The 17,762-nt window shown below is 45.9% G+C and carries 22 protein-coding genes and 1 pseudogene; 19 read left to right on the forward strand and 4 right to left on the reverse strand.

Annotation, left to right across the window (positions count from 1 at the left end):
* The 13 genes from ACTHO6_RS20575 to ACTHO6_RS20635 all read left to right on the forward strand — a co-directional run.
* Positions 1 to 493, forward strand: a 493-nt coding sequence (locus tag ACTHO6_RS20575; RefSeq protein ID WP_440243665.1) for a hypothetical protein, incomplete at its 5' end; no start/stop codon positions are given.
* A 124-nt stretch (positions 494 to 617) separates the two neighbouring features.
* A complete protein-coding gene (locus ACTHO6_RS20580; protein ID WP_238504244.1) occupies positions 618 to 1,091 on the forward strand; it encodes a DUF6573 family protein in 474 nt (157 codons plus the stop codon).
* A gap of 118 nt (positions 1,092 to 1,209) precedes the next feature.
* Positions 1,210 to 1,875: a RadC family protein gene (gene radC, locus ACTHO6_RS20585; protein ID WP_274388673.1), complete on the forward strand. Its 666-nt coding sequence runs from the start codon at positions 1,210 to 1,212 to the stop codon at positions 1,873 to 1,875.
* Positions 1,876 to 1,983: 108 nt separating this feature from the next.
* A complete protein-coding gene (gene dnaN / locus ACTHO6_RS20590) occupies positions 1,984 to 3,108 on the forward strand; it encodes a DNA polymerase III subunit beta (protein WP_238504245.1) in 1,125 nt (374 codons plus the stop codon).
* A gap of 59 nt (positions 3,109 to 3,167) precedes the next feature.
* A complete protein-coding gene (locus ACTHO6_RS20595; RefSeq protein ID WP_044899234.1) occupies positions 3,168 to 3,518 on the forward strand; it encodes a hypothetical protein in 351 nt (116 codons plus the stop codon).
* Between the two features lie 14 nt (positions 3,519 to 3,532).
* Positions 3,533 to 4,057 carry a hypothetical protein gene (locus tag ACTHO6_RS20600; protein ID WP_238504246.1) on the forward strand — a complete coding sequence of 175 codons (525 nt, stop codon included), beginning with the start codon at positions 3,533 to 3,535 and terminating at the stop codon, positions 4,055 to 4,057.
* Between the two features lie 76 nt (positions 4,058 to 4,133).
* Positions 4,134 to 4,790, forward strand: a complete 657-nt coding sequence (locus ACTHO6_RS20605) for a prokaryotic E2 ligase family D protein (RefSeq protein WP_238504253.1) — start codon at positions 4,134 to 4,136, stop codon at positions 4,788 to 4,790.
* A gap of 70 nt (positions 4,791 to 4,860) precedes the next feature.
* A complete protein-coding gene (locus ACTHO6_RS20610) occupies positions 4,861 to 5,958 on the forward strand; it encodes a Mov34/MPN/PAD-1 family protein (RefSeq protein WP_238504247.1) in 1,098 nt (365 codons plus the stop codon).
* 4 nt (positions 5,959 to 5,962) lie between these two features.
* Positions 5,963 to 6,796, forward strand: a complete 834-nt coding sequence (locus ACTHO6_RS20615; RefSeq protein ID WP_204519549.1) for a ThiF family adenylyltransferase — start codon at positions 5,963 to 5,965, stop codon at positions 6,794 to 6,796.
* A gap of 185 nt (positions 6,797 to 6,981) precedes the next feature.
* Positions 6,982 to 7,464, forward strand: coding sequence for a hypothetical protein (locus ACTHO6_RS20620; protein WP_440243670.1), 483 nt, complete (start codon positions 6,982 to 6,984; stop codon positions 7,462 to 7,464).
* Between the two features lie 457 nt (positions 7,465 to 7,921).
* Complete coding sequence (locus ACTHO6_RS20625; RefSeq protein WP_238504249.1) at positions 7,922 to 8,170, forward strand: hypothetical protein; 249 nt, start codon at positions 7,922 to 7,924, stop codon at positions 8,168 to 8,170.
* A 209-nt stretch (positions 8,171 to 8,379) separates the two neighbouring features.
* Entirely contained in the window at positions 8,380 to 8,751 is a 372-nt protein-coding gene (locus ACTHO6_RS20630) for an ArsR/SmtB family transcription factor (protein WP_122905062.1), read from the forward strand.
* The gene (locus ACTHO6_RS20635; protein WP_204519547.1) at positions 8,741 to 10,858 is read left to right on the forward strand and encodes a heavy metal translocating P-type ATPase; all 2,118 of its coding nucleotides are present in this window, start codon (positions 8,741 to 8,743) and stop codon (positions 10,856 to 10,858) included. Before ACTHO6_RS20630 ends, ACTHO6_RS20635 begins: the two co-directional genes overlap by 11 nt.
* A 292-nt stretch (positions 10,859 to 11,150) precedes the next feature.
* On the opposite strand, the gene ACTHO6_RS20640 is transcribed toward ACTHO6_RS20635, so the two are convergent.
* Genes ACTHO6_RS20640 through ACTHO6_RS20655 form a run of 4 tightly spaced genes read right to left on the reverse strand, consistent with a single transcriptional unit; the run spans position 11,151 to position 13,204 of the window.
* The gene (locus tag ACTHO6_RS20640; RefSeq protein WP_238504412.1) at positions 11,151 to 11,645 is read right to left on the reverse strand and encodes an arsinothricin resistance N-acetyltransferase ArsN1 family A; all 495 of its coding nucleotides are present in this window, start codon (positions 11,643 to 11,645) and stop codon (positions 11,151 to 11,153) included.
* A 26-nt stretch (positions 11,646 to 11,671) separates the two neighbouring features.
* On the reverse strand, positions 11,672 to 11,818 hold the full coding sequence (locus ACTHO6_RS20645; RefSeq protein ID WP_170163441.1) for a hypothetical protein: 147 nt from the start codon (positions 11,816 to 11,818) through the stop codon (positions 11,672 to 11,674).
* Between the two features lie 14 nt (positions 11,819 to 11,832).
* Positions 11,833 to 12,699, reverse strand: a complete 867-nt coding sequence (locus ACTHO6_RS20650; RefSeq protein WP_204519544.1) for a permease — start codon at positions 12,697 to 12,699, stop codon at positions 11,833 to 11,835.
* A 55-nt stretch (positions 12,700 to 12,754) separates the two neighbouring features.
* Positions 12,755 to 13,204 carry a MarR family winged helix-turn-helix transcriptional regulator gene (locus tag ACTHO6_RS20655; protein ID WP_122905065.1) on the reverse strand — a complete coding sequence of 150 codons (450 nt, stop codon included), beginning with the start codon at positions 13,202 to 13,204 and terminating at the stop codon, positions 12,755 to 12,757.
* Positions 13,205 to 13,410: 206 nt separating this feature from the next.
* Between ACTHO6_RS20655 and ACTHO6_RS20660 the strand changes: the two genes are divergently transcribed.
* The 6 genes and pseudogenes from ACTHO6_RS20660 to ACTHO6_RS20685 all read left to right on the forward strand — a co-directional run bounded on the left by ACTHO6_RS20660 (position 13,411) and on the right by ACTHO6_RS20685 (position 17,588).
* Positions 13,411 to 13,734 carry an ArsR/SmtB family transcription factor gene (locus ACTHO6_RS20660; RefSeq protein WP_143864391.1) on the forward strand — a complete coding sequence of 108 codons (324 nt, stop codon included), beginning with the start codon at positions 13,411 to 13,413 and terminating at the stop codon, positions 13,732 to 13,734.
* A gap of 21 nt (positions 13,735 to 13,755) precedes the next feature.
* Positions 13,756 to 15,054, forward strand: a complete 1,299-nt coding sequence (locus tag ACTHO6_RS20665) for an arsenic transporter (protein ID WP_204519543.1) — start codon at positions 13,756 to 13,758, stop codon at positions 15,052 to 15,054.
* Between the two features lie 39 nt (positions 15,055 to 15,093).
* The gene (gene arsC, locus ACTHO6_RS20670) at positions 15,094 to 15,519 is read left to right on the forward strand and encodes an arsenate reductase (thioredoxin) (RefSeq protein ID WP_122905067.1); all 426 of its coding nucleotides are present in this window, start codon (positions 15,094 to 15,096) and stop codon (positions 15,517 to 15,519) included.
* A gap of 466 nt (positions 15,520 to 15,985) precedes the next feature.
* A pseudogene (trxB, locus tag ACTHO6_RS20675) lies at positions 15,986 to 16,921 on the forward strand (thioredoxin-disulfide reductase); the annotation flags it as partial.
* Positions 16,922 to 17,362 carry a protein-tyrosine phosphatase family protein gene (locus ACTHO6_RS20680; RefSeq protein ID WP_281274233.1) on the forward strand — a complete coding sequence of 147 codons (441 nt, stop codon included), beginning with the start codon at positions 16,922 to 16,924 and terminating at the stop codon, positions 17,360 to 17,362.
* A 13-nt stretch (positions 17,363 to 17,375) separates the two neighbouring features.
* Positions 17,376 to 17,588, forward strand: a complete 213-nt coding sequence (locus ACTHO6_RS20685) for an arsenate reductase/protein-tyrosine-phosphatase family protein (protein WP_440243675.1) — start codon at positions 17,376 to 17,378, stop codon at positions 17,586 to 17,588.
* Positions 17,589 to 17,762: the final 174 nt, after the last annotated feature.

Raw genomic sequence — 17,762 nt, forward strand, 5'->3', positions numbered from 1 at the left:
CATGATCAAAATGGAGGAGGAATATTGCATGAACATGAACGGTCAAACGGTGATTTTTCCATGGGATGAACCGATGGATATCGAAGCGGCAGCGTTGGTTGATGAAGGAACAATCCCAGTGGATCTTCCGGAAGAAAACAAAGAAGAAAATCACAACCAGGCTCAACAATTGGCGGCTGAGATTCTACATTTGGAAGCGATATTGAAAGCCAAGAAGGAAGAGCTAAAGCAGTATGTTGAGCAAAATGGAAAAGTCGTAGTGGGAGACACCCAATTTGATTTTGTTCCGTCGTATTCGTGGGAAGGGAATTGGGAAGCTCTTGCCCGACATATACGGGAAAAAGGGTTGAATCCGTTTGATTTCTTCAAGCTGGGATCAACTGAGGCAACGAAGCTCATGAAAAAGACGGGATGGGATGAAGAGCAGATGAAAGAACACGGTGTCTTTCGTGTCATGTCCGGTAAGCAATTCCGTTCCTCTAAGGTGAAATAACGGAGAAGGGAATACCAGAAGAGCTTGTATATTAATTGCAGCGGAAACTGCAAAGGACCGTAAGCCAGTATCTCAAAGGAGGTGCTGGCTTATTTTATTTATCCGAGGGGGAGGATTGCCAGTCATGAAATTGGAAACGTTTGAGGATTTCCAACGAGCCATATGCGAAGGAAGATTAGTCGACGTATCGGATACGGCTAAAGAGATTGGGATCAGAATTCCGGTAGCGGTCTCTTCTGCCTTATGGAAAACCTATATTGAACCCGAAGAGTCGATTACAGTAGGACAATCAACAAACGAACGAATCTGGAATGTGATTAGTTTACTGCTTTCAACCCTAAAAAGCGGGATGAAACCGTTCGACGATAGCTCTTCTCTCATGGTTCAGTATCAGGTTCATTTCGTAATCAATGGAGTCCTTACCATGTCAACCCTTAAGGCGATCATTCGGAAAACCGCAGAAAGGAAGTCATTCATTCAGATCATGTTGGAGGATGAAGCTGAACAAAACAATCCTGACAGAAAATACTTTTGCAGGGAGTGTAGGTTTACATTGTATCTCGAAACAAAGCCAGAAAGTTACATCGAATGTAGATGAGCTAACTGGCATGAAAAAACATTACATTTCGCCTACCACCGAGGCGATAAAACGTGTGGCTCAAACTTTGGGCCACACGGCCCGGTTTGAGTAGGGAGGAATGGTGAAGCAAATCGAAATGTTTCAATACGATTTCATCGTAACTGAATTTGTCAAAAAAGCCAAAGAAAGCATCACGTTCTACGGGACGAAGGAAGCGAATTTGAACGATCTGTTGACGATCATTATTGGAAACGAAGCAGATGCTGCAAACATTCAAAAGTTAACTGGCATCGGGATTCAACAACTCGCTTCGATGTCTGCCCAAGAAATCATGGAACTTGCGTCTATCAGTGAAATGGCAGCACAGCGGATCGTCGCCTCCTTTGGATTGGCACACAAATATGTAACCAGCCCAAGAGAGAAAAGGATTTCCATTCGTCTCCCGCGTGATGTAGCGGAACTAATGATGCCTGAAATGAGGTACTTAACGCAGGAACATTTTATATGTCTGTTTCTGAATACAAAAAATCGTGTAATCGGTAAGCAGACGATCTTTATAGGAAGTTTGGATTCATCGGTTGTGCATCCCCGTGAGATTTTTAAAGAGGCGATCAAGAGGAGCGCGGCATCGATTATTTGTCTGCACAATCATCCGAGCGGAGATCCAACCCCAAGTAAGGAAGACATTTCGATCACGCAAATTTTGCGGCAAGCAGGAGAGGTGGTTGGTATTAGCCTGCTTGATCACGTCATTATCGGGGATGGAAAGTATATTAGTTTAAAAGAACAGAGGTACTTTTAGTACGGTAAGGTAACGTATTTGCCAAAATGATTCTACCTACCACCGGGGTAAGAAAACGTGTGGCTCGAACTATGGGGCCACTCGGCCCCGGTTCGAGTAGGAGGAAGCATGAAGAAGAAAATCGTGATCAAGGATTCAGACCGTTTAGTTGCTGATCTGTCGAAAGCGTACCGAGCAGTTGCAAAACAGACGACGATTCCGATTCTAACCGGTTTTCATCTCCATTTCACGGGAGAATCTTTGACCATTACCGGTTCGGATACGGATAACACCATCCGGATAACGGAGGAAAACAATTGCTCATCGTCTCAATCATGTGCGGTCGTCGTACCGGCAAGAATATTCCTGGACATTGTGCGTAAGCTGCCGGCGGGTGAGATCCAACTGAAAATGGGTGAGAATGAAATCTCCATTGCCGCGGGGAAATCGACTTTCGAGCTAAAGACGATGAAAGCTGATGAGTACCCATCCTTTTCGTTGGACGATACCGGCGTTTGTGTTGAGTTACAAGCAGCGGATTTGGCAAACGGGTTACGTTTGGAGTACGCCTGCTCGGTATTGTCAATGCGACCCACCCTGCAGGGCATCCATATCTTTAGCAAGGAAAAGGGAGTAACGTTTGTCGCAACGGATTCTCATAGGCTGAGCTCTTGGACAGTGCAACTGGATCAAGAACTGAAGTTACCGAAGATGATTTTGCCTGCGAGCGCTGCAGTAGAGATGATAAAGCTAATTGAAGATGCTGCCGATAAGGTCACCATCCACTGCACAGAAAACTCGATGCGATTGACGCACCAAAACGTGACATATATATCACGACTGATTTCTGGTACCTACCCGGAAACATCCAGGGTAGTCCCGACAAATTTTTCAACAACATTTGTGGCAAATCGGGATGAATTAGTCAAGGTAATGGAACGGGTGAGTATCGTCTCCAAAGAAGGAAAAGCCAATATGTGTCGCTTACAGGTGATACCATCCGCAATGCCTTCTCTTCTCATTTCGGCCAGTCAGGAGGGAATGGGAAAAGTGCAGGAGGAAGTGTTTATCTCGGATCTCGAAGGCGATATTTTGGAGATGAAGTTCAGCACGAAGTATCTTCTGGAAGCGTTACGCCATATGAAGGCCAAAGAAGTCATGTTTCAAGCATCAGGAGCAAATGCACCGATTATCATCCGGCCAACAGGTAATGAACCAGGGTTTGCCTTAATACTACCTGTGCGATCGGCATAATTTACAGAGCAGAAGGGGATTTCATTCCCCTTCTGTGTTTTTGAAAGGATGCATTAGCTATGAAGAAAAGGAGATTTTCTACCAATGAGTTCCTAAAACAACTCCAGGACCGCAGCATCTCATCAAAAATTCCACGTATGCAAACTCCTGGTATGTTTCGCATCGTCGAATACCTGTATGCCGGCGCCGATGCATCAGAAGTCGATTTCGACAGCTTCACACTGGACGAACTGGATTACGTATACAATGAAGCTCACGCGCTGTATTCGATGGAGGACATCTATGATGAAGAGACTGAGCGGGCCAATTGGTACAACGTAATCTATGAGTATGTCAGGAGCACGCAGAACATTTACACACTGCTTCATTCTAGGAAGAAACAGTATGCAGAAGAAGACGATTTTATCTGAGGGAGAGCATTGAGATGTTTAGTATCGAGGATTGCCAAGTCATTCAGTCGTCCTTAGATAATTTGCTTTCGTTAAAGCTCCTTCACGATGCTGGGTACCGGGTATCCGACATGGGGTGCTGGGTAACGGATTACGCATTTGAAAACATGGGAGGAGATATTTTTATTATGGCAACGGAGCGACTGTTTGGTGCTTGCGCTGAGGAAGAAGAGGAAGACGGGTCATATGACATCCGGAAGTTTGTCGTCCTTTGTCCAGACGTCGAAGAACTTCTTGGGGTGTTTACAAAAGAATGGGTCGAAAGACAGCTCCGATGGAACAAGAGAGTTGTCTGCGACTGGACGGGAGCTGAGATGATCATCGAACTGAAGAAAATGGGCTTTATCATCGAGTTCCACGAAAGTCCGTCCTATTTCAATCAGTTCATTCAAGAGCTCATCCAGATCAGGAAGTCACTCGATAAATTGTTGGTGTATGCCCAATACATGAAAGGAAATAGAGGTGCGAGGTATGCTTCATTTCACTGTGAAGTTCAGTGATGATTTTACGCAGCACATACCATACTGTACTGTCCAGGTAACCTCATCGGAGGGTGTAAAGGTAGACGAATACGTGATGAGTTTTGATGACTTTGTCGAGTCCATCCGAAATTCTGAATCGGAGATTTTAAAGCCAATGAGAATCCTTGGGGTTCAGAAACGGAAACGACTACGGAAAATCATCGGAAGAAAACGGATGAAAAATCCGGCGATACGTATTGAGACTCCTACCTTGCCCATCAACTGCGTCAAACACATTTGGATTAATCGAGCGCAGAAGATCCAGATGGTATTTATCGAGGTGCCGAAAGGAAAATGGGACATTGCCTACTACAACACCGCTTTTGAACAAGTGGGATTCCCACGGATGTTGTTTGGGTACCGAATCCGGGAAGGTCGCATCCAACAGATGCACATTTTGGCCTTCAAGGACAAGGGGAGGATTCGCGAGGACACCGAACTATACAAGTTTCCTTACGCGAATGTATCGAATGGTGTGGTTTGTATGGGGGGAAATCCGTTGCCGGTTATCAAAGACTTGGCTCAACTTGCTACCATGCACCAGGTCTTTTTTGCGGCCCCCAGTTCTACCTGCTATTACGATACGAAACGGAACGAATCCGGGTTCAGTGATTTGCGGGAGCTATACAATCGCATGCAAGGGCAGGATTTTCCAGAGGAATGGTTAACATCCAAGCAACAAACGTTTGGACAATACTGCCAAGAACTGTAGATCAAAGACTTTAGCGAAAGCTACAGTCTTTATTTTTTATGAAATAAATCCAAGAGGAGGCATGGAAAACATGACTGACAAACTGTATCAAGAAACTTTGTTCAGCTTTTTAGGAGAAGAGGAACCGGAGGCCATCCATGACACAGGAAAAGGCAAAAGGACGACGGCAGCCACTAAATCACGGATAGCTTCCAAGGACCAAAAGAAAACGGCTGTATCTGTCACGAAAAGTGAACCGGAAACATGGGAACTAAACACCGAGACGATCATCCGGTATGGCGGGGAGAACATTCCTCTGACCGATTACTTTACACCGGAAGAAATCACGAATGGTCTTCCAGACAGTTCTCCAACTGATGAACAAACTAAAGGAGACAACACCGAAGAGAAGTTGAGGAACATTACTGGCGAAGACGTGAGGAAACGGATGGAGAATGACTTTGGCGAACTAACTGAAGAGTTAACAACGATGACATTCATCAAGGAAAAGAATATGATTATCCCTGTTCTAACCGCACGAAAGAAAGGAAGCGGCATGATCTTGGAACGCCGACATGGTGTCTATCTGAAGTTGGAGGATGCTGTGGCAAATCGCCGGTCCAACATGTATGTTCCCGGAGCTGATGGTCATATGTACCATATCCGCGAAACAGAAGCGTTAACAATCTGCAAAAGGGCTCGGAAGGTTCCTAGTGTTCCGACGTTGGTAGAAGGTGTGCGTCTAAAATTCCCCAGGATTCCCTGGGGGATTCTGACGCAGTTTTTGATTGTTGCCCGTTACTTCGCCCGGACACATGGCGCTGAGGTTCATGGCGAGATTTACTGGGGAGAAGAAGGGTACCAACTGGTGATTCCGGCACAGATTGTGTGCAGAGACATGTGTGAACCAACTGAGCAAGTAGCTTACGTGGAAAACGTCGTGAAAGTGATGGAAATCCACTCTCACCATACGATGGAAGCCTACTTTTCTTCCCAAGATGATCGATCTGAGCAGGCGCCAATCCTCTACGCGGTTGTGGGAAGGGTGCTGGATTTCTTCCCGCAAATCCTGGTGAGGACGTGTCTGGACGGGGAGTATCTGATCATCAATCCCCATTTCGTCTTTGAATCACCGTTGGAGTCTCCGACGAGCTTGGACTTTCCTCAAGTGTCCGTGAAAGGAGCGTGAGACGATGATACGGTTTAACGAACGGAAGAAGATCTTTTACTATATCGTTCAGATCGGCGCAGGCGCAAATGGCGGATATATTCTGCAGCAATGCGCTCAAATGATGAATATATTCAAGGTACAGGGGTTTTACCTGGTGGCCGATCCGGATACGGTAGAACAAAAGAATTTGGCTAATCAACTCTTTATACCAAAGGATGTCGGACAGAAGAAAGCTGCGGTACTGGCTAACCGGTACCGCAGCCATTATCAAGTGCCGATCGCTGCGTTTGATGAACGGTACATTGAGGATGAAAGAACGTTAGACCGATTGTTTCAGTTTACGGATTATCGAGGCTGTTACAGTTGGGACACGTTTTTTCTTCCGATTTTGATCGGCGCAGTAGATAACAACTACACACGCCAGGTCATGCACAGTTACTTTCTCAGTCAAGAAAAGCTGCTCTACATCGATGTGGGAGTGGAAGCTGCCTGGGTTCCTCGTGACCGCCGACCACGAGAAGAGTGGACGGAGGAGGAGAAGCAGCGTCACGCGAATACTGGATGGACAGGACAAGTAGTAGCCGGATTGAGATTGAACGGAAAAACGTTTCTGGAACCGGTGGCCGGCCGCTTTCCAGACATATTGGAGGATAAGGACGAGATTGCTCCTTCTGGAATGGCATGTTCCCAGGTGATTGCATCCGAGCCGCAGCGGTTGATTACCAACCGGTTTGCAGCGCAGGCAGTGGCCGGTTACTTGAATGAATTGTTTGGGGAGAGAACGTTGTCTACACACGTGACGTTCTTCCACGCGAAAAAAATGTACATGCGTGGGGAAAGGATTCAAGAAGGTTGAGAGTGTCCAGGAAATGGGCACTCGATTTTTGTTTTTGCTGCGAAAACGTAGTACTATTCGGATACTGTTTCGGTTCACCTGACTGTTACACGTCAGTGTATGGATGGTTGTTGTGGTAAGAATCGCAGGAAAAAATATTGAAGATATCAAATTACTCAAAAAAAACAATCAAAAAGGAGTCGAATATGTCTACAACATTTAACGAACGTCAGGCACTACATATGACATTGCAATCTCTGCTTGAGCAACGACTATCTCTAAGAAGAGAGTATATGGAACGAGACAAAGAACTGGGGGAGGAGATCAAGCAGATCTTACACCGAATCCGTGAGTTGGACGAGCGGTATGGTGTACCTTCTGGCACGGATGATCAGCAAGGAGAAACAACAAGTGGATCGGCGGTTCCCCATGAGATACAGGCACAGCGAGCGGGTAAAGCCCGAAAGCCGTATCAGCATCATGATTATCCGGGAATAGCCAGGGAGGTAGAAACGATTTTGGAGGAAGCGGCAGCACCGCTGACACTGACAGAACTTTACGGGGAACTGCAAAAACGTCGGGCAGTCGAATGGGCGAATCCGTACATGATTCTCCAAAAGGCGCTGAAGCATTCAGAGAGAGTCAAGATCGAGAAGGAAGGCAGAAAACTGGTGTTTTCGATTCGGTAAATTCTCTGATATGAGGCCTTGCCAGGGCACCGGAAAGACTGCATGTAGTTCGTCGCCTGGATGACAGTTGCGGGCGGATCGCTGGTAACGGAAACGGGCGACGCAGGACCCGAGGAATGAAGAAGGGCGTCTGCTCTTTGATCGGTTGATAACGACAGCGCGTGGCAACCAATAAAAGGCGACCTCGGCCAGATCGAGACGGAGTGGTGTCCTTCTCGTTGCCGAAAGCGGCCCAGACTGGAAAGCAGACAGCTGCGCCGGATGAGTTCAATTCGATTGGGGAGAAAGAGGCACGCTGATGTTTCTTGACGGTGGACCTGGATGGTCTCCAAAACTGTTAGACCCCAGGGAAAATAACTTACCGATGCTCCACTAATGTGGAGATTTTTTATTTGCATGTTCGTCCTTGTTCGCATATAATACAAACAAATGTTCGCATCATTGGGAGTGAGCTTCCATGCTGTCTGACATCGAGCGAAAGGTTTTGCGCATTATCGCCAACTTTTCCGTTGGTCGTCGGCGCACGCCGACAGTGGATGAGCTGTGCGTAAAAACCGGGCGCAGTCGTAGCGGCGTGATGGAGGTACTGGCCGCGTTGGCTCGGGAAAAGAGTATCGAGTGGATGCGATCCAGCCCCGGACGACATCACATTGCTGGAGGCGTGGGAAAGAAGGGAGTCAATAAGCTGGAGAGTAAGATAGGATAGATAACATGTTTGCTGCAAGTCGATTTGTTCTGCCTATATCTTGATGAGATTGTACATAATTCACTTAAAAGTAATTAGATGCTGTTAGGTAAATCCTAACAGCTTTTTAATTTATGCACACATACATTCAAAAGTTCGTTTGAATGTATAAGGATAATGGTTTATGATAATAATGATCAAACGATGGTTTGATTGTCGGAGGTGATTTCATGAAAGAAAAAGATACATGTGAAATTTATTGTTATGACGAATCCAAGGTTCGTCGTGTCCAAGAGACTCTTGGTCAACAAGACATCCCAACTATGGCAAAGATGTTTAAGGTATTAGCGGATGAAACACGCATGAAGATAGCGTTCGCGTTATGCCAAGAAGATGAACTCTGCGTATGTGATGTAGCCAACATCATCGGGTCTTCGATGGCAACGGCTTCCCATCATTTGCGGATGTTAAAAGAATTGGGATTAGCAAAATATCGCAAGGAAGGGAAATTGGTTTTCTACTCGTTGGAAGATGAACATGTACGACAGCTTGTTCAAATTGCTTCGACACATAGTCAGGAGGTCGTGACCCATGGGAAGTAATGCAGAGCAAAAAAAGGTCTATCGGGTTCAAGGTTTTACCTGCACCAACTGTGCAGCCATCTTCGAGAAGAACGTCAAAAACCTGCCTGGCGTTCAAGAGGCACAAGTGAACTTTGGAGCTTCGAAGGTAACTGTTTTTGGAGAAGCAACTGTCGAGGAACTAGAAAAAGCAGGGGCATTTGAAAATCTGAAGATTATACCCGAAAGTGAACGGGTTGAAGAAAAGAAAGAACCGTTCTGGAAAGCGCACGGTAAAGTAGTGCTTTCAGCTGTCCTTCTACTCTTTGGATACCTGTTGGGTCAGCAATTCGGGGAAGAACATGTCCTTACTGCTGTAGTCTATGCTGCTTCCATTCTCATCGGCGGCTATGAGCTTTTCATTAAAGGGATTAAAAACTTGTTCCGTCTCCAGTTCGATATGAACACTCTCATGACCGTAGCCATATTAGGGGCGGCGGCGATTGGTGAATGGGGTGAAGGAGCAACAGTAGTCATCCTCTTTGCGATCAGTGAAGTATTGGAGCGTTACTCCATGGAAAAAGCTCGACAATCCATTCGTTCGTTGATGGACATCGCTCCGAAAGAAGCGTTAATCCGTCGTGGTAGCGAAGAGCTAATGGTTCATGTGGACGACATCCAAGTGGGCGACATTATGATCGTCAAACCAGGGCAGAAACTTGCCATGGATGGGGTTGTAATCAAAGGAACATCCACCATCAATCAAGCTGCTATTACAGGGGAATCTGTACCTGTCACAAAAACCGTTGGTGATGAAGTGTTCGCAGGTACGCTAAACGAAGAGGGGCTTCTTGAAGTCAAAGTAACAAAACGGGTTGAGGATACGACGATCTCCAAGATTATTCATTTGGTGGAAGAAGCGCAAGCGGAACGCGCTCCGTCTCAAGCATTCGTTGACCGATTTGCAAAGTATTACACGCCAGCGATTATGATCTTAGCACTGGGCATTGCTGTTGTTCCTCCGCTTCTACTTGGAGGCGGTTGGGGTGAGTGGATCTACCGAGGATTGGCGTTACTAGTGGTAGGATGTCCGTGCGCGCTGGTGATCTCCACACCTGTATCGATTGTCACTGCCATTGGGAATGCCGCAAAGAACGGTGTCTTGATTAAGGGTGGCATTCATTTGGAGGAAGCAGGACGATTGTCTGCAATCGCTTTTGATAAAACAGGAACTTTGACGAAAGGGGTACCAGTGGTTACGGACTTTATCACCTATGGTGGTCAAGAGAAAAATGAATTGTTGGCTATTGCAGCCGTCATCGAAAAAGGGTCCCAACATCCACTGGCTTCAGCAATTATCCGCAAAGCTGAAAACGAAAACGTCGATTTGTCATCCGAAGTAGAAGAGTTCCGATCCATTACTGGTAAAGGGGTAAAGGCAAAAGTAAAAGGGGAACTGTACTACATCGGCAGTCCGAATTTGTTTTCCGAGTTGAATACTTCGAACCTAACCGAAAAAATAAAAGCCGAAATCGAAGGTTTGCAAAAACAAGGAAAAACGGTTATGGTACTCGGAACGGAAAATGAGATACTTGCCCTAATTGCCGTTGCCGACGAAGTCCGGGAAAGCAGTAAAAACGTAATTCAAAAACTTCGAGAGTTGGGTATAACGAAAACCGTTATGCTTACAGGGGATAACCGTGCAACCGGGGAGGCAATTGGAAAACGGATTGGAATTCATGAGGTAAAGGCGGAACTGATGCCTGAGCATAAGCTGGAGGCCATTAAACAGCTGAAAGCACATGGGAAAGTAGCAATGGTGGGCGATGGTGTCAACGACGCGCCGGCACTTGCCACTGCTGATGTAGGGATCGCCATGGGTGGTGCCGGAACCGATACGGCTCTAGAAACAGCCGATATCGCACTAATGGCCGACGACTTGACCAAACTGCCGTTTACAATTAATTTGAGTCGAAAAACACTCAGTATCATCAAACAAAACATTGCTTTCTCGCTTTTAATTAAGCTGGTAGCACTACTGTTAATTGTTCCAGGATGGCTCACACTGTGGCTTGCCATCTTTGCCGACATGGGAGCGACTCTTATCGTTACGTTGAACGGATTACGCTTACTAAGGGTAAAAGAATAACTGTGTAAAGTGACTAAGAGGTTACGTCGGGACAATGAATTTGATCCGAAGGGTAACCTCTTTTTGTTTGGAACGATGGTTGCAGAAAAGATGGGGTTGAAGAAAAGTAAAAGGGAATGGTAAAAAGCGCCCTTATTTCAAGGCGATTCAGCGTGTAGACCTTGATATCCGGACTTGCATGTTATTATTGGGGGGATGTTTTTGATACGAAACTTCTAACTGGAAAATTTCTATCCATTTGATTAGTAAAAAAAGAAGGCTCCTCAACATGAAGAGCCGATAGCATTAGGAGCTATAAGATTTTTTCCATCGCCATCACGTCAACGAACTGGCCGTCCAGAATGCCCTGCTTTTCAAACACGCCGACTTCCCGGAAGCCCCTCTTTCGATATAGTCCCTGCCCGAGGCCATTGAAGGGGAATGTAAAGAGAACGATTTTATAGAATCCGTTGTTTTTCGCCTCTGTTTCTAATGCTTCGAGTAAATGGTTACCCACCCCACGGCCTCGTACACGGCGATCTACATAGACGGAAAGGTCAGCTACGCCGTTATAGGCACAACGATGAGAATAACGGTTCAAGGAGGCCCATCCTACAACTGATCCCTCCACTTCAGCAACAAGTACGGTATATCGACCTTGATGTTCTTGAAACCAGTTGTCCATATAAGTTAAGTCTTTTGTATCCAACTCCAACGTGGCAATCCGGTCCTCAATTCCCTGGTTATAGATGTGAAGGATGGACCCCAGATCGTGATGCTGAGCTTTCCGAATCGTAACCTGTTTCATGGCCTTTCCCCCAAAATCCTGTTTCTTTATTTTTGATCACAGCAGTTCTCTTTGTCGTTCTTCACTTCTTCAATATTTACATTACAGCACGATTCTTTGTCGCTTTTCACTTCTTCAATCTTCACATCGCAGCAAGATCCTTGCTTACCAAAGATTTTTTTCAACAAACCCATAGATATCACCTCCTTTAAATGAAGTAAAACAGGAAGCCGGATAGGGTAGCCATCATCATAACAGAAGCCACGAAAGCAGCAACCAATCGCTTCTGAAAGATGGTATTCAACAGTGTTACTTCAGGCAAACTGGCTCCGGCAGAACTGATCATCAAGGCCATGACCGGTGCAATTGCCATGCCTTTGGCAATCAGGATCTGGGACATGGGAATCATCATCGACAGACGAACGTATAACGGAATTCCAATGGCTGCAGCCACAGGAACCAACCACCACTGGTTACCGCCAAACATAGAGGAGATCCATTCAGTTGGAACCACGCCATGAATGACCGATCCAATAGCCGCGCCAATGATCAGATAGGGGTAGACGGTTTTCATTAGCCCTACCGTCTCCGACCAAGCTGCTTTCCAACTGAATGTGTTCGTTTTTTCTTCAAAACCGGTCATAACCACTCGCTTCACAGCCTTTTCGAATCCAAGCTTTTCAAGGGTAAAACCGATCATGACCGACAATACAGAGGTAATCACGGTATAGGCTACAGCTACTTTGACACCCAGCATGGCGCCCATCAGCGTGATAATGGTCGGGTCAAGGACAGGGGAGGAGAACAAAAACACCATCACGATGCCAAAACGAATTTTCTTATTCAATAGGTTCACGACAACGGGAATGGTGGAGCAAGAGCAAAACGGCGTGACAAAAGCAAAGAGCAGAGCTGCCAGCGCGCCCAAGACAGTGTTTTTGCCTGATAAGTACTGATTCAATTTGTCATAAGGAATAAATCCTTGAATCAGATTAATCAGGAGCGAAATTGCCACAAATAAAAGGGTTAACTCAATGGCAATCGAGAAGAAACTTTCCAATACATCCCAAAACATGATCATCACCCTTGTCTTTTTATTTGCAAAATGCAAGTATTATGTTGAAAAGAAACTACCCCAAGGGAGTAGTACAACACTTGTCGGTTTTGGCCATCGCCTCATTCAACAACTTAATGGAACGAATGACAGTCTCTTTTTCAAACTCGTTCATATGCGAAAAGATTTCATCCAAGTAAGCGTTCATCTGCTGATCGATTGTCGCGGCCACTTCTTTTCCCTCTGGTGTAAGGGAAAGGATATGTACCCGTCGATCTTCCGGATCGGGTGTTTTTTTCACCAGATTCATTTTCATCAACGTTTGGATCTGCCGGCTAAACGTTGTAATGTCTGTCCCCAACGCTTCTGATACTTGTTGCATGGATGGTTTGTGCTGCCGTTCGATTTCATATAAAATGTGGCTTTGAATCAAGGAAATCTCCCGGCCGCCTGAGATGCAGCAGTATTTATTGAGAAATCCGAAACGGCGGGTCATGATTTGGAATAGTTCTCGAAGGTTTTCCATGGAAAATCACCTCTGCTTAAGTTATATACGTTTTATTTGCAAAATGCAACTAAAAAATTATCAAGAAAAAAATTTGATCGATATCACATAATAAAGTGAACTTGGAATCAAGAATGCCCAAACTTGGGGGAAAGCCGTTTTTCATATTGAAATAACCATATGGTTATAATAATATTGTGTCGAGAGAGGAGGGTGTGAGATTGGACATGGACACGAAGACATTAGTCAATGCATTGAAAGCATTAGCTGACCCGACAAGGCTAAAAATCATCGCCTTGTTAAATACCCGTAGCTGTTGCGTCTGCGAACTGGTCCCCATCTTTGGGATTTCCCAACCGGCTGTGTCCAAACACATGAGCCGTCTAAAAAGTGCGGACCTGGTGATTGAAACAAGAAAGGGGCAATGGGTTTTTTATTCCATCAACCAAGAACGGTTTGAACAAGTATGTCATGCATTGGGCAACCTGCCCGATTATTCCCATGAATTTGAGAAACTGGGAGAGCAGGGGTTGTTGGTGACCTGCGAATAGAAAAAAGATGGGAGAGAGATCATGTTTGCCATCTGGAGTGCCTTTCTGATCTTCGCCGTGACGTTGACCTTCGTCATTTGGCAACCGAAGGGACTGAACATTGGTTGGTCCGCAACGGGCGGAGCGATCTTGGCTTTGTTGTTTGGCGTGGTAAGTATTACAGATGTTGTTACGGTAACCGGCATTGTATGGAACGCGACGCTTGCCTTTGTGGCTATTATCTTGATTTCGTTGATTTTAGACGACATCGGCTTTTTTGAGTGGTCAGCCTTGCATATGGCGCGGTTAGCAAAAGGAAACGGCCGACTGATGTTCGTGTATGTGGTTCTCTTGGGAGCCGCCGTTGCAGCCTTTTTCGCCAATGATGGAGCAGCGCTGATTCTTACGCCGATTGTTCTTGCGCAAGTGAGGGCATTGAAGTTTCCAGACAAGATGATTCTTCCCTTTATCATGGCCAGTGGGTTTATTGCGGATACCACTTCGTTACCGCTTATCGTCAGCAATCTGGTCAACATCGTTTCTGCCGATTACTTTGACATTGGATTCGTTGAATATGCGTCACGCATGATTGTTCCTAACTTCTTCTCACTGGGAGCCAGTTTACTTGTCCTGTACTTGTACTTCCGAAAAGATATTCCCAAGCAGTACGATCTATCCCAGCTGAAACAACCCCATGAAGCGTTAAAAGACGTTCGCCTGTTCCGGTTGTCCTGGGTCATTCTGGCTATCCTACTTGCAGGCTACCTAATGAACGAAATCGTCGCCATTCCGGTTTCGGTTACAGCAGGAGTGGCAGCCATCATCTTTATGTTGGCTGCACAAAGGAGTAAGGCCATTGAGACAAAACGTATCATTAAAGAAGCCCCCTGGGCGATTGTTGTTTTTTCCATTGGGATGTACGTTGTCGTGTATGGCTTGCGTAATGTCGGTCTGACCGACATGTTGGGGCAGTTGATCCAAACTTTTGCCAATCAGGGACTGTTTGCCGCAACGGTTGGCATGGGTTTCTTGTCCGCAGTCCTGTCTTCCATCATGAACAACATGCCCACCGTCATGATTGACGCGCTGGCCATTCAGGGGACACAGACGTCCGGCGTCATCCGGGAAGCATTGGTGTACGCCAACGTAATCGGCAGCGACTTGGGTCCGAAAATTACCCCCATTGGCTCACTGGCGACACTGCTCTGGTTGCATGTCTTATCCCGTAAAGATGTAACCATTACATGGGGAAAATACTTCAAAACCGGTATCGTTCTGACGATCCCGACGCTGTTTATCACGCTGGTGGGACTCTATTTGTGGTTGCAAATTGTTGCCTAATAACCGACATCGATAACATCGTAAAGGAGATTGAAACACATGGAAAAAAAACCACTCGTGTACTTTCTGTGCACCGGAAACTCTTGCCGCAGTCAGATTGCAGAAGGCTTCCTGAAAGCATTAGGCAGTGACCGTTATGAAGTAAAAAGTGCCGGTCTGGAAGCACATGGGCTGAATCCCCGCGCCGTACAGGTAATGAAAGAAGCCGGTGTAGACATCAGCAGTCAAACATCCGATGTGATTGATCCAGAAACCCTCGCTCGTGCTGATTATGTGATTACGCTTTGCGGTCATGCCGATGAGCATTGCCCGATGATCCCCAACAAGAACGCAGTAAAATGGCACTGGGGTTTTGATGATCCCGCGAAAGCTACGGGAACCGAGGATGAAATCATGGCAAAATTCCGTACCGTTCGTGATTCCATTAAAGCCCGAATCGAACAGTTCCTTGCTGAAGGCAAATAAGGAGGAACAACATTAGAAGCATCAATACAGTTTTAACGTATCTTCTTCAGTGCGGAACCGACAAAGGTAAAAGAGAACTACGCCAAATTTGAACTGGACTCGCCAGCCCTGCATTTTTTCCTGAATGTACGTCCTTTTTGAGAAATAAGGTGTACTAAACCACTTGGGCTTCCAAGTAGATAACACAGAAGATGTGGTTGCAATGGGGCAAAAGGCTCCGTCAGGAAAAGCTTCTTACCATCGATGAAATGAATACGACTTGCTTCTATACCGTGCAGGATAAAGTGCGGGAGTATGATCCAGATTGAAATGCATGGGAGATATTCTACACGAAGGAAGATTCCGAGACCGGGATTTATCTCTATGCTGTGCACCACCATCTACATCAGCACCAATTGAACCTAGTTCAATCACATACCCCTCTAGCATGAGGGGTATTTTACTAAACACCTCAGGAGGAATAATCATGCAAAAAGTCGTTGTCCTTGGAACTGGTCCTGCAGGACTTACTGCCGCAATTTATCTTGCTCGTGCAAACATGAATCCGCTTGTCATTGAGGGAAATGAACCAGGAGGTCAATTGACCCTGACAACGGAAGTAGAAAACTTCCCTGGGTTTCCTGAAGGAATTATGGGACCTGAACTTATGCAAAACATGCGTAAGCAAGCGGAACGGTTTGGAGCGACATTTCAAAGAGGTTGGGTAACGAAGGCAGACCTTACGAAACGCCCTTTCACGCTAACGATAGATGGATCGGAACAAATTCAAACGGAAACCTTGATCGTCTCAACGGGTGCCTCTGCAAAGTTGCTCGAAATTCCAGGTGAGAAGGAGAATATCGGACGTGGTGTAAGCACATGTGCTACCTGCGATGGTTTCTTCTTCAGAGGGAAAAAGGTCATCATTGTCGGTGGTGGTGACTCTGCGATGGAGGAAGCCAACTTCTTGACGAGATTTGCAACAGAGGTAAGAGTTGTTCATCGTAGAAGCGAACTTCGAGCCTCAAAAATTATGCAAGATCGAGCTCGTAAAAACCCCAAAATTACCTGGAGTTTGAATTGTACTCCCATCGAGGTTATTGCAGGAGAAAAGGGAGTAACGGGTCTCAAAGTAAAACATAACGACACTGGCACTGAAGAAATCATCGAGACTGAGGGTATTTTTGTTGCGATCGGGCATCGACCAAACACTGCTTTCCTCCAAGGTCAAATCAAAACGGACGAAACAGGCTATATTGTCGTAACCCCTGGTACAACGGAAACCAATATCCCTGGAGTATTTGCGTGTGGTGACGTCCAAGACCATCGTTATCGCCAAGCGATTACTGCAGCTGGAACGGGATGTATGGCAGCACTTGATTGTGAGAAATTTCTCGAAGAAAATGCCGTTCACGATTGGAGCATGCCCGAACCGAAATCATATCAAGCATTGGTGGATGATAATATTTTCTTTGGTGGGGCAGCGGATGTTGAGTCCATGATTAAACAAGAGGGAGTGGAAGTGGTAGTAGATCTACGTGGAGAAGCAGAGAAACCCGCATTTTCAAATCCTGATGTTCAGTGGATACAGATTGTACTCGGTGATAATGCCATCACGAATCAGGATGTTCTCTTTAAACAAGCGATCGACGAAGTAGTGAATGCCTATAAAAGTGGAAAGAAGGTTGCGTTCCATTGTAATGGTGGGCGCGGTAGAACGGGAGCAGTAGCAGCGGGAGTGCATCTCACTCTTGGCTTAAGCACAACACTCCAGGAGGCAGAGGAAAAAGTAAAAGATATTCGTCCCGCAGTCAACATCAAACCTGCACAAAGAGAAGCTTTGGAAAAGTTGTTTGAAGCATGACGGGGTTCTCTTCATGTTGGGAAACAAGAAAATCATATATTTTCTTTGTACCGGTAATTCGTGCCGCAGTCAGATGGCAGAGGGTTTTACACGTCATTATTTTGGCGAAGATTTTGCCATTTATAGTGGTGGATTATATGCGAAGGGAGTCCATCCTCTTTCGATAAAGGTTATGCAGTGTCACCGCCGGGATATAATTGACCCAGGTTCGCCGGAAAGAAAATGACCCACCCTTAGCGAATATATCCCCTTCGTAATTAACGGCCAAGTTAATCTTCGGAGGGAGACACATGCTAAGGAGTGGGATAGTGATATCGTTACATACCGGTTTAACCCCTCAATATTTGAGTCAGACTCCCTTATTCTCGTTTTTTCTTCGTTTTTCATTTTCTTCAACCAT

This window comes from Brevibacillus sp. SAFN-007a (genome assembly GCF_051967035.1).
Classification (GTDB): Bacteria; Bacillota; Bacilli; order Brevibacillales; family Brevibacillaceae; genus Brevibacillus.

Excerpts from the sequence above, each read along its gene's own strand:
- ACTHO6_RS20580 (WP_238504244.1), top strand. The coding sequence starts at position 618 with ATGAAATTGGAAACGTTTGAGGATTTCCAACGAGCCATATGCGAAGGA.
- radC (WP_274388673.1), top strand. The coding sequence starts at position 1,210 with ATGTTTCAATACGATTTCATCGTAACTGAATTTGTCAAAAAAGCCAAA.
- dnaN (WP_238504245.1), top strand. The coding sequence starts at position 1,984 with ATGAAGAAGAAAATCGTGATCAAGGATTCAGACCGTTTAGTTGCTGAT.
- ACTHO6_RS20595 (WP_044899234.1), top strand. The coding sequence starts at position 3,168 with ATGAAGAAAAGGAGATTTTCTACCAATGAGTTCCTAAAACAACTCCAG.
- ACTHO6_RS20600 (WP_238504246.1), top strand. The coding sequence starts at position 3,533 with ATGTTTAGTATCGAGGATTGCCAAGTCATTCAGTCGTCCTTAGATAAT.
- ACTHO6_RS20605 (WP_238504253.1), top strand. The coding sequence starts at position 4,134 with ATGAGTTTTGATGACTTTGTCGAGTCCATCCGAAATTCTGAATCGGAG.
- ACTHO6_RS20610 (WP_238504247.1), top strand. The coding sequence starts at position 4,861 with ATGACTGACAAACTGTATCAAGAAACTTTGTTCAGCTTTTTAGGAGAA.
- ACTHO6_RS20615 (WP_204519549.1), top strand. The coding sequence starts at position 5,963 with ATGATACGGTTTAACGAACGGAAGAAGATCTTTTACTATATCGTTCAG.
- ACTHO6_RS20620 (WP_440243670.1), top strand. The coding sequence starts at position 6,982 with ATGTCTACAACATTTAACGAACGTCAGGCACTACATATGACATTGCAA.
- ACTHO6_RS20625 (WP_238504249.1), top strand. The coding sequence starts at position 7,922 with ATGCTGTCTGACATCGAGCGAAAGGTTTTGCGCATTATCGCCAACTTT.
- ACTHO6_RS20630 (WP_122905062.1), top strand. The coding sequence starts at position 8,380 with ATGAAAGAAAAAGATACATGTGAAATTTATTGTTATGACGAATCCAAG.
- ACTHO6_RS20635 (WP_204519547.1), top strand. The coding sequence starts at position 8,741 with ATGGGAAGTAATGCAGAGCAAAAAAAGGTCTATCGGGTTCAAGGTTTT.
- ACTHO6_RS20640 (WP_238504412.1), bottom strand. The coding sequence starts at position 11,645 with ATGAAACAGGTTACGATTCGGAAAGCTCAGCATCACGATCTGGGGTCC.
- ACTHO6_RS20645 (WP_170163441.1), bottom strand. The coding sequence starts at position 11,818 with ATGGGTTTGTTGAAAAAAATCTTTGGTAAGCAAGGATCTTGCTGCGAT.
- ACTHO6_RS20650 (WP_204519544.1), bottom strand. The coding sequence starts at position 12,699 with ATGTTTTGGGATGTATTGGAAAGTTTCTTCTCGATTGCCATTGAGTTA.
- ACTHO6_RS20655 (WP_122905065.1), bottom strand. The coding sequence starts at position 13,204 with ATGGAAAACCTTCGAGAACTATTCCAAATCATGACCCGCCGTTTCGGA.
- ACTHO6_RS20660 (WP_143864391.1), top strand. The coding sequence starts at position 13,411 with ATGGACACGAAGACATTAGTCAATGCATTGAAAGCATTAGCTGACCCG.
- ACTHO6_RS20665 (WP_204519543.1), top strand. The coding sequence starts at position 13,756 with ATGTTTGCCATCTGGAGTGCCTTTCTGATCTTCGCCGTGACGTTGACC.
- arsC (WP_122905067.1), top strand. The coding sequence starts at position 15,094 with ATGGAAAAAAAACCACTCGTGTACTTTCTGTGCACCGGAAACTCTTGC.
- ACTHO6_RS20680 (WP_281274233.1), top strand. The coding sequence starts at position 16,922 with ATGCCCGAACCGAAATCATATCAAGCATTGGTGGATGATAATATTTTC.
- ACTHO6_RS20685 (WP_440243675.1), top strand. The coding sequence starts at position 17,376 with ATGTTGGGAAACAAGAAAATCATATATTTTCTTTGTACCGGTAATTCG.